Below are 282 nucleotides of genomic sequence, written 5' to 3'. Positions count from 1 at the left end.
GCTCGCCGCGTTCCTGCAGCTCGGCATAGAGCCGGGTGGCATGGTCGAAGGTGACGTTGTCATCCGCCATGCCATGGATCAGCAGGGTCGGGGTTTCGTACCCGTCGAGATGGGCGAAGGCGGAGCCTTCATAATAGCCGCTCTCATTGTTCTGCGGGGTGTCCATGTAGCGCTCGGTGTAATGGGTGTCATAGAGCGACCAATCGGTCACCGGCGCGCCCGAAACCGCGGCGTCGAACCGGCCCGGCGCCTGCAGCGTGGTCATCAGCGTCATGTAGCCGC

1 protein-coding gene is annotated in these 282 nt (G+C 63.8%); it reads right to left on the bottom strand.

From position 1 onward, the window contains the following. Window positions 1–282 (bottom strand): prolyl oligopeptidase family serine peptidase (locus B2Z70_RS13250; protein WP_292983853.1); only part of this gene is annotated, 282 nt, incomplete at both ends.

Origin of the sequence: Oceanicaulis sp. UBA6590 (genome assembly GCF_002433705.1) — a bacterium.
GTDB lineage: Bacteria > Pseudomonadota > Alphaproteobacteria > Caulobacterales > Maricaulaceae > Oceanicaulis.
The sequence above is the reverse complement of the archived record's forward strand: the minus strand, read 5'-3'. Positions and strand labels throughout refer to the sequence as shown.